14 protein-coding genes and 1 pseudogene are annotated in these 8,968 nt (G+C 63.5%); 1 reads left to right on the top strand and 14 read right to left on the bottom strand.

Features of this window, described 5'->3' with window-relative positions; genetic code table 11:
• The 5 genes and pseudogenes from BLU62_RS01385 to BLU62_RS01360 all read right to left on the bottom strand — a co-directional run.
• Positions 1-218, bottom strand: a pseudogene (locus BLU62_RS01385) (hypothetical protein); the annotation flags it as partial.
• 1,228 nt (positions 219-1,446) lie between these two features.
• A complete protein-coding gene (locus BLU62_RS33365) occupies positions 1,447-1,596 on the bottom strand; it encodes a hypothetical protein (RefSeq protein ID WP_244278018.1) in 150 nt (49 codons plus the stop codon).
• 339 nt (positions 1,597-1,935) lie between these two features.
• Entirely contained in the window at positions 1,936-2,211 is a 276-nt protein-coding gene (locus tag BLU62_RS01370) for a hypothetical protein (RefSeq protein WP_074848073.1), read from the bottom strand.
• 484 nt (positions 2,212-2,695) lie between these two features.
• Positions 2,696-2,899: a hypothetical protein gene (locus tag BLU62_RS01365; RefSeq protein WP_074848037.1), complete on the bottom strand. Its 204-nt coding sequence runs from the start codon at positions 2,897-2,899 to the stop codon at positions 2,696-2,698.
• Positions 2,896-3,189, bottom strand: a complete 294-nt coding sequence (locus BLU62_RS01360; protein WP_074848039.1) for a hypothetical protein — start codon at positions 3,187-3,189, stop codon at positions 2,896-2,898. The genes BLU62_RS01365 and BLU62_RS01360 overlap by 4 nt, the downstream gene beginning before the upstream one ends.
• A 79-nt stretch (positions 3,190-3,268) precedes the next feature.
• Here BLU62_RS01360 and BLU62_RS01355 point away from each other — a divergent pair, with 79 nt between their 5' ends.
• Positions 3,269-3,691, top strand: coding sequence for a hypothetical protein (locus BLU62_RS01355; RefSeq protein WP_074848063.1), 423 nt, complete (start codon positions 3,269-3,271; stop codon positions 3,689-3,691).
• Between the two features lie 446 nt (positions 3,692-4,137).
• Here the strand turns inward: BLU62_RS01355 and BLU62_RS01350 are convergent, their stop codons facing one another.
• From BLU62_RS01350 to BLU62_RS01305, 9 genes are all read right to left on the bottom strand, one after another.
• Positions 4,138-4,386 (bottom strand): helix-turn-helix domain-containing protein, encoded by a 249-nt coding sequence (locus BLU62_RS01350; protein WP_074848042.1) that lies wholly within the window; start codon positions 4,384-4,386, stop codon positions 4,138-4,140.
• Between the two features lie 1,116 nt (positions 4,387-5,502).
• Positions 5,503-5,697 carry a hypothetical protein gene (locus tag BLU62_RS01345; RefSeq protein ID WP_074847821.1) on the bottom strand — a complete coding sequence of 65 codons (195 nt, stop codon included), beginning with the start codon at positions 5,695-5,697 and terminating at the stop codon, positions 5,503-5,505.
• Positions 5,694-5,963 carry a hypothetical protein gene (locus BLU62_RS01340; protein WP_074847819.1) on the bottom strand — a complete coding sequence of 90 codons (270 nt, stop codon included), beginning with the start codon at positions 5,961-5,963 and terminating at the stop codon, positions 5,694-5,696. The genes BLU62_RS01345 and BLU62_RS01340 overlap by 4 nt, the downstream gene beginning before the upstream one ends.
• 365 nt (positions 5,964-6,328) lie before the next feature.
• Entirely contained in the window at positions 6,329-6,763 is a 435-nt protein-coding gene (locus tag BLU62_RS01330; protein WP_139179898.1) for a hypothetical protein, read from the bottom strand.
• A complete protein-coding gene (locus BLU62_RS01325) occupies positions 6,760-6,978 on the bottom strand; it encodes a hypothetical protein (protein WP_074847813.1) in 219 nt (72 codons plus the stop codon). The genes BLU62_RS01330 and BLU62_RS01325 overlap by 4 nt, the downstream gene beginning before the upstream one ends.
• Entirely contained in the window at positions 6,978-7,337 is a 360-nt protein-coding gene (locus BLU62_RS01320) for a YegP family protein (RefSeq protein ID WP_074847811.1), read from the bottom strand. Before BLU62_RS01320 ends, BLU62_RS01325 begins: the two co-directional genes overlap by 1 nt.
• Entirely contained in the window at positions 7,334-7,636 is a 303-nt protein-coding gene (locus BLU62_RS01315; protein ID WP_074847809.1) for a hypothetical protein, read from the bottom strand. Before BLU62_RS01315 ends, BLU62_RS01320 begins: the two co-directional genes overlap by 4 nt.
• Before the next feature lie 156 nt (positions 7,637-7,792).
• Entirely contained in the window at positions 7,793-8,140 is a 348-nt protein-coding gene (locus BLU62_RS32155; protein WP_074847827.1) for a hypothetical protein, read from the bottom strand.
• Positions 8,137-8,967: a hypothetical protein gene (locus tag BLU62_RS01305; protein WP_074848069.1), complete on the bottom strand. Its 831-nt coding sequence runs from the start codon at positions 8,965-8,967 to the stop codon at positions 8,137-8,139. Before BLU62_RS01305 ends, BLU62_RS32155 begins: the two co-directional genes overlap by 4 nt.
• Between the last annotated feature and the right edge of the window lies 1 nt (position 8,968).

Below are 8,968 nucleotides of genomic sequence, written 5' to 3'. Positions count from 1 at the left end.
GCCGCAAACTCCTGCGCACCCTCATGGGCCGGCGCCTTTGCTCGCAGCTTCTTGGGGCGGCGGAATGACGCGAGGTCCCGGCGTCCGATTACTGCTCTGCGAGTGAGGGTGTCAGCCAAGTCTTCGAGGTGTGCCTCGATCGTGACCAGCGCCTCGGTGAGGCGGCGTTGCCCGTAGCGATCCAGGAAGAGTCCGCTGGTGTCGTGGTCGTTGTTCACTGCTGGTCTCCTTGGTTGCCGTGAGCCATGCTGTCGCGTCGAAGGGTCATCGGGGTATCTGCCAGAAGTCGGGTCGTATCCGGCGGCGAGGCCACCGCGAGCTTGTCCTGTGTGGCCCGTTGTAGCTGCGGTAGTGGTGGCGGCTCGGGATGGCTCCGCAGTAGCGGTACCGATTCACAATGCGGGTCACAGGGACTCCTCGATGTCGTGTTGCAGGTATCCATCACGCGATAGCCGCCAAGTCACGGTCTCGGCGACGTAGCGCGCATGTCCGGATTTGCTCTGTGGTGAAACCGTCGAGTTCGTTTTCGATGGCGTGTTCTACGGCGCGGAGGAGGGCTGCCGTGCATGCCGCGGTCATGACGCCACTTCCTCACGCAATGCGGAACATTCATCCAGTGCCGGTGGTAGTCCCGGAACACCATCCACTCATTCCAGGTGTATCGGCTTCCGTCACGCCAGATAAGGCGGCGTTGAAGCTCCACAGCTGCAACCCGTTCAGGCCGTCACGGGAACGACGCGGTACTCGTAGCGGCTCATGGGTCTCCTTGATCGTGCAGGGTGGCAGTAGGGGTGGGCTTGGAATGCGGGGTGTGGAAGCGTTCGTAGCCGACATCGAAGGTGCTGCCGCAGGGCATTCGGCTGCGATTTGGCCTGCGTGGTTGGTGCCGGCCAACCGGGACCGCACCGCCGCAGTGTGGGCCGGGTAGTTGCGGGCATCCACATTCACCATCGACTGCACGGGCGGCTCACGACTCCTCCTCTTGGCATTCGGGTCCACACGAGACGGGTGGAGGACAGTCGCGTTGGCACACGAAGCACCAGGCGGGTGGGTGAGGGAGAGAGCAAGCTGGTCGGTCACTGCGCCTCCTCGATGTGTAGTTCGAGCCACAACCGGCCCCGCTCCCCTTCTCGGCGGGATGGATGGTCGGCATCTGCTTGGTCATCAGATCCGGTGTGTCATCAGCAACCAGGCCGGCGTCCACCAATCCGTCGCAGGCGGCTTTCAATGTGGGGACAAGGTTGTCGGCGTCGCGGCGGCGAACATCACGTGGCGTGTAGTGGAGGCTGACGTCCACGTGGGCGCAGTTTTGCGGCACGCGCGCATTCCGGGCTAGGACGTACACCGCTTGACGCACAGAGGCCACCACAGCCGCCTTCTTCCGCCAATGCATGCGCTGATTCTCAGTGAGGGGTGGACGTGCGTAGGGCAACTCGACAATGACGCTCATGCTGGCCGCCCGTCGATCTGGATACCGAAGTTGCCCGCGAAGTTCGCGATCTTCCGGTCGATCTTCGCCTCATGCAGAGCGCGCTGTTCCGGATCGGCCTGCGCCCGAGATGACCACTCCTGGCGAACCTCTCGCGCCCACTGCACGATCTCACCCGGCTCCGGGCGTCTTGATGTTTGATGGCGCGGCGCTCCACAGCCTCCAGTAGCTCAGGTAGGTCGAGTTTGTAGCGGGCGAACATGCGAGCCCACACGATCGCGATCTCCTGGGCTTCCTTCTCGGACTTCGGGCGGATCGCGGTGCGGCGGTGGACAAACGCGGTGTGCTTGAGTACTTGGCCGGCGTCTGCCACGTTCTGCGGTGTGAGGTCGATTCGGTTCATGAGAGTTTCCTCTGTGCTTCGGTGGCTGCGGCTTGGGCGGGTTGGATGACGCTGGTTTCCCAGATGTCGGTCTTGGTGGGTTCGGCGGTTCTGCCGTTGTTCTTCAGGACGTCGGAGACGAGGTGCGGGAGGAGTCCGGGTGTCCGTCACGGTTGGCCCATCTTCGAAGTGCTTCCTCGATGACGGGGCGGTCGTAGTGGCGGAGTTTGCGGATCTCGTTGACGAGTGCTTGTTCGACTTTGGCGGGGAATCTTTGGCCGACGTGAGTGCGGATGAAGGTCAGTTCTGTCGATGAGCCTTTGGCGGGGGTTGTGCGTGTGCTCGTTTCGATCTCGCTGGGCACGTAGTCGTCGATCGGCGGTTCGTCCGGGAGGGGCACACACTCTTCCCCGTTCCCTTTCCCCCGTTCCCTTTCCTACTTCCGGCGCCGAAACGTCCGACACTTTCGTCGGAGATTCCGTCACTGTCGCTCGGAGATTCCGCATCTACGCCTTGACCTGCACCTTTGGAGTTCGCGACGGCCCGCTCGGCTGCTTCGACCAGCCCTTCGCGTGGCTTAGCTCTTTTCTCGGTCCGCTGATGCTTGGACCACGACGGGATGGCGTAGAAGGGCGTCCTTCGTGCCGGAAGTACACGACGCCGAAGTGGTCCGAAACGTCCGAGAGAAGTCGCGGATAATCCGACACCGGTATTTCATCGTTAGGAAAGGCGAACCCGATGACCCGAACCGGAGTGGCATCTCCGATGCCGTAGTCGTCGGCCCAGTTCCACATTGCGATGAACAGCAGGCGGGTGCGCAGGTCTGCGCCGGCGGTGTCAGCCGAGTCCCAGAAGTCGGGTTTGATCGTTCTAATTCGTGGCACCTACCGCACCTCCCCTCGTGGTGGGGTGTAGTCATGCCGGTACTTGCGACCCAACCCTTCGGGAGTGGCCCAGTGTTCGCGGCCGGTGTGGCAGTTGCGCATACGGATACCGCGGTTGCCGAGGCCGCTGGCGTCGGAGTCAGCAACCACCTCGTAGGGGATGCCGGTCTTTTTGTGGGTCCAGAACGATCCTTCGAGGCTCACTGTTGGTCCTCCGCCCCATCAGCGAACGACCGGATCGTGCGTTCAACCACACCCATCCGCTGGGCGACAACCTGTGCGCACACTGCATGGCGGGCGTCCATTTCCCACTGGTAGCGGGCTTCGGCGTGCACCACGTCGGCGGCGGCGTTCAGTCCGGAGGTGCGGTCTAGGCCGTGCGCCCGGATCAGCTTCGCCATGTCCTCGGCCTGAGGCATTGCCTGCTCCACGGAGACCGGTGCCTGGGTTGCGATGTACTCGGCTAGTAGGGATTCCAGAGAAGGAACAGACATCAGGCCACACCCCGCCTTCGGGAGAACGGTGGTAGCCGTCAGGGTGTGGCAGATACCCCGCCGTCCAAAACCCGTAGCCGTGGTGCTTCCGGTCAGCGCCGCGACAATCAGGCTCAGTGCAATAGGTGACAGGCAGACCGTTCTCATCGAGACCGCGGCGAGCAGATCCGGGGCAGGTCAGCTCGAACTCGCCGTCGTCTCGATGTACCTCTCGGTCGTACTCGAAGGCGGCGTGGCGGCACTTCTCACGAAGGTGGAAGGTCACCGTCCCGAGGCCATACAGGTTGCGTTCGAATGTGATTACGCGCTGCCGCCTGGTTACGGGCTCTTGGCAGGACGGGCAGACGCCGGGAGTGCCATACCGCTCGAAGGTCTTGCCGCTGTGTTCAGCGATGGTGTCGATGACCACATGCTGGCAGGGCATCAGATCGCGGCAGGTGCCGCAGATGGGGTAGTGCTCGGCAATCCTCGGCCAGCCGACGTCCTTCCAGAATCCGACTGACTTCCGGTCGGTGCCGGTGGTTGGTTCTGCGTCGGTCGCTGTGTGCTCAACTACCCATACGGTGCGGCCGTCACGTGTGTCTTCGCGGACGCTGACGATTCGGCGGAGGGTGCCGGGGTGTGTTTGGGTTGCATCCCGGATTACAAGTTCACCCACCTCTGGTGCGCGGTAGGTCCACTGGACGCCCATGGCTTGGAGGCGGTTGTGCCTCCATCGTGGTCTACTCAGGTAGGTGGAGATGTAATCTGTCATTGGCTGAACTCCTTCGCAGTTCGGTCAGTGGCCGGGGTGTTCACAGCACCCTGGCCACCCCTCATTCTACCCCGATGGTGGGGTTTTCCCGTTGTGCCACAGCAGGATTCGCGCCTTCGGGTAGCAGGGGTGGGAGTATCCGGAGTCGGGGTAGTAGCCAGTCGATGACGGCTTCGAGGGGTTGCAGCGGCAGGTCACAACTCACCCCCGACGGTGTCTTGGCGAGCGTCATTCGCTGTATTCAGCGCGACAAAGAGTCGGTCCCAGGTTGCTACCGAGGCACCGGCGCGTCCGTTGATGACCTGCGACAGGTGCTTTTCGCTGACGCCGGCGCGACGCGCGAGATCGCCCTGCGAGACTCCGGTCTCGGCAAGTCGGGTCCTCAGTGCGACGGCGAGGTTGTCGGCGAGCGATCCTGCACGCCACTCCGGAATGTCGCTCACGACTCACCCCGACGATGCGGGCGAGCGGCTTCCATATCTCATAGACCGGTTCGTCGTGGTGGTGTTCCGTCCACGACCACTCGGCGATTAGCTCCCGTACCCGTTGGATGGTGGCGTCTCGGTTGGCGATGCGGGACTGTAGTTGTCCGTGCCGGTATGCGGCAGCATCGAGGTCCGCCTTCGCCTGGTCGAGTTCGGCGAGCAGAGCGGGCACCAACTCGGGTGTAGCGGCAATGAACTCGGCGTCGGCGGAGGACGTGATCAGCCCTGCAACTCGCGGACCCCATACGCTCCCGGCGAAGACGCCGACAGACTCGCGTGTGGTGCCATCCCAGGGTTCTGCTTCCCACGGCCCGGGTGTGATGCCTTCGAGCAGCTTCCTTGCTTCCTCTGCGGCGCTCATCGGTCACCCCGCAGAAGCCCAGCGATATGGGCGGCAATCTCGCGACACTGCCGCCCGGCGCAAACCCTTCGCGGCCTTCATCCCACTTCCGATAGGCCATATCCATTTCGGCGGCGTCACTTTCTCGGGTGCGCGCTGAGTCGTGGGTGCCGATTGGGCCGGGGTATAGGCGTCGGTACAGCTCGCGGGCGATCCTCTCCACCACATCGTCTGCGGTGGCCTCAGATTCGAGACGACGGGCAGCATTGCGGAGTTCGTCGGCGTTGAACGGGCCGAGAGCCGCTTCAGCACGGAATTTGACTCCCAACTTGAGTGCCCGGTCGATCAGGATGTTCGCCGCGAATCTCAGGTGCTCGGGGTTGCCGGCGTCCGGTGCGGGGAGGTCGCGGGCTTTCTCTGCTTCCGCCCGCCAGTGATCCCGATCAGCAGCGACAGTGGTGATACGCGCGTCGATCTGGTCGGACCACGACCCCGCTCCCGCGCGTAGGTGGCGGTAGATTTCAGGGTGGCGCAGTATCCGCAGGTAGGTGTCGGCTTGCTGTCTCAGTGGCGACATAGGACGCAGCTGGTCTTCGAGTTCGGCGATGCGTGCCTCCGCCTTCTCCAGGAGTCGCCGGTCCACCAGATACGTCGGACGCCCATACCCATCACGGGTCACATAGCTGTTGCCGCCGTGGATGATCGGGGGATCACCAACAGGACCGAAACCGATGTCAGACATCGAATGCCGCCTTTCTGACGAAGTCGTGGCCCAACAGCTCCCCTAGGGCCAGGCGTGTGATGTGGGCGGTGCGTTCGCGCGCCCGGTGAGAGTTGAAGCCGCAGAGGCATTCAGTGCCGTGGAAGTGGTGCACGCTCTCGACCGCGTATAGCGCCTCAGCGACCGCCTTTTCGTCTGCGTCGCTCATCTCGGCTCCTCCGCAACATCAGCAGCAGACGCCAGGGCGGATGCGAGTTCGCGGGCATCCTCAGGCGTATTGCGAGGGTCCTCGAAGTAGAGCCGCACCACCCGCTTGCCTCGGGCGGCCATCACTTCCCCGTCCAGCCACTCGGCGCGGTCGTCGTCTTCGCCGCCCGGTTCCGCCTTGGGTAGTAGGTGGTAGTGCTCAGACAGAGCAGCGATGACGTGGGCAGTGGTAGTGCTCAGACAGAGCAGCGATGACGTGGGCACCATGCTCGGCGTCGTTGATGTAGTAGTCGGGGCCGCAGGTGCAGCACACGCCACCTGCCCACTCGTACGACTGGTGTGCCGCCGCGATCTCGGCGGGTGTGGGTGTCATGGGGTATCTCCCAACTCGTCAGAGGAATAGATGAGGGGTGCGGTGCGGCAGGGCCATTCCTGGTAGCAGCCCGAGCACAGCGTCAGGTGTTCGGGATCGGTACAGTCGTCGCGTTCGGGGCAGCCGTCGAGCCGATGCAGTTCCCGGAGTGGTGCGAGGGCTTCACGGGCACCACGCAGGGCGTACCTTCCCGGGCCGACGAAGTGCGAGACGCCATGCGGTTCACACGCCCTCTGTGCTGCGTCTACGGCGGGATCGGTCATGACTCCCCCCGCAGCTTTGCAACTACCCATCGGGCGACATGGCCGACATCTTCGGGATGGACGGTGCCGTGAGGTGTGTCCCCGTAGGGCAGCCACAGCGACACCGCGTTCTGGTCCAACACCTCGATGATGGCGTCGCGTACTTGCTCGGCTGTGAACTGTTCGGCCTTCTCCACCACATCGTCTGCGGTGGCCTCAGATTCGAGACGGTCAGCGGATAAGCGATTGACGTCAGCATTGAGGGCGGCACGGTCGTTGCATACCTGGTCGAAGATGAGCCGCTTCCTTCTCAGCGCCACTTCGAGTTCGGCGATGCGTGCCTGCGCCTGCTCCAGGTCTTCGGCCGGCACCAACGTCTGCCCGTTCGACCAATCAACAGGTCCGGGTGGGAAGAAACCCGGTACAGCGGACACACCAAGGATGCGAGTCATGACACACCGCCGCCGTTCAGGCCCAGCCGATCTCGCAGTTCGTCACAGAGAGGACTGCCGTTCAGGTTGTATGTCTGCTCCGTGAGGGCGATGGTGAGTGTGCGAATCTCGTAGGCGATGGCGAACCATGCGGACTGCTCAGCCGTCATGGCCGCGTAGTTATCGGTGAAAGGGTTTCCCGGCAGGTTGCGGGATACGGGGTTGTCCTCGCTCATCAGTAGAGTGCTCCGATCTTGTCGATGTCTCCGTGGCGGTCGAGGATCACCACACGCCACGGGCAGACGAGCATCTGCCGTTCTTGCCCACGCGGGACCACGTCGTAGTTGATGCCACCAACCTTCAACCGCGCCGCGTACTGGGTGTCGATGGCGTTGAGAGCCCCCGACCTACGCCGATAGCCTTCCCCCTGAGCGAGGATCTGACCGTTGCGGGACTTACACCGCCAACGCCACTCGGGATGTCTGGCGACCACGCTCTTGGCATCGAGGTCGACCTGCAAGATCTCGTCCTCGTACACCTCGATGGTGCCGCGATACTCAGACACCTTCTCCGGGATGTTCTCGTAGACGATCACTGGACCTCCACCACCCCACCCACCAGAGCGGCCTGACGCTTGGCAGCGCGCACCGCATTCGACTTCGTGTCATACGTTTTCGGGGAGATGGCGCCGGCGCTGCCGTTGCGGGCGATCTGCGCCCACTGGTAACCCTTCCGGGTTCTCGTCACCACCACACGCACAGCAGTTCTCGCCGACGCCAAGGGCTGCACGACGTAGCCGCCATTGCCACCCGAGCCTCCGCCGACAGCCTGCACCTTGACCACCTCAACCGCCTTGAACGCCTCGCCGTCGAAAGCCTTCTTGTTGTTGCTCATTCGTTGTCTCCTTTGGTTCTCCCCACGCAGGGGATGTGTCGTGTCTTCTCTGCACCTGTTGCGGGGGAACGGAGTACGCAAAGCTCCCCCGGCCTGGCCGCGCACTCAGGGCACGGCCTCTCGATCGCCCCCCACAGGAGGTAGGACTCCGGAACCTCAGCCCACCGCATCGCACACCTCGACCCCGCCGGCATCATCGAGCAACGCCCACCGGCCCGACAGCAGGACAGCCACATCGCTGGACGGCTGCCGGAACTTCGACACCAACCAGCCCTTCGCGTACGCCTGCGCCGGATTGCGGCCGATGAAGTCATGGCAGCCGCGGCACACCAGCAGACAATTCGACAGGGCGTTGATCTGTGGGTCTTTCGATCCGCCCATGCCGCGGTTAGCTCGGTGGTGATAGTCCTGCCCTGTGCCGGTACACCAGTCGGTTTGGACTTCGCAGCGACCCATCGCCCGCACCGCAGCAGCAGCCTTCACATCCGCAGAGAAGCCCGTCATGACGCCGTCTTCCTCTGCTGCCACGCCACCGACGTCAACGCTGCCGGACAACGCCGCCCATGCCGCTCATACCGGCGCTTCATCGACGCCGGCAGCATCCCCACCCGACGCGATGCCTCCTCCGCCCCAACACCCATCGACAGCAGATACTCGAAGTCGGAGAACAGGTCTTCGGCAGTGCGGGGTTTGTCCACCACTTCCGGCTCATAGGTGGGGTCATCGATACGGTCCTCATCCCACGCCAACGGAGGCAACCAACCTTTCGCCTTCGCCCGATGCCGCGCCTTCCGATCAGTTCCGGGAACCATCTGCAACTGCGCGAACAAGGACGTCACATCCCGTGCTCGACGAACCGCAATGTTGCGGGACTGTCCGAGGAACAACTCCGAAGTGCTGCCATTCTCCGGCCAACCCAGACGGCTGATCAGATCCGTCTGCGAATACCCGTTCGCCACCAACGCCTGCAATCGGCGGGTTGTGCCCAGGGCGGGGACGCGGTCCTGTCGCACAAACTCGACACCGGTACGCGGAACAGGGATTTGGAGGATGCGGTCGGCGGTAGCTTGGCGGACCTGTTTGCTCGGACCGTATCCGCGTTGCCCGTACAGCAGATGCTGGATGGTGCTGTGCGGGACGCCGAACTCCTCTTCGAGCCGTTTGTTCCCCACTCCTGCGTCACGCAGCTTGAGGATGTGCTCGCGTACAGGCTGGGCGTCGACCAGGTCGGGAGTCCAACGTCCGTAGGCGCGTTGCCGGCGGTGGTGTTGGGCGTAGTGCATTTCGCACATGCCGCGCGCTTTGACGGGCTTCCCGCATTGGCAGGTCATG

The organism is Gordonia westfalica (assembly GCF_900105725.1).
GTDB classification, from domain to species: Bacteria; Actinomycetota; Actinomycetes; order Mycobacteriales; family Mycobacteriaceae; genus Gordonia; species Gordonia westfalica.
This window is presented reverse-complemented; position numbering and strand designations above follow the sequence as displayed.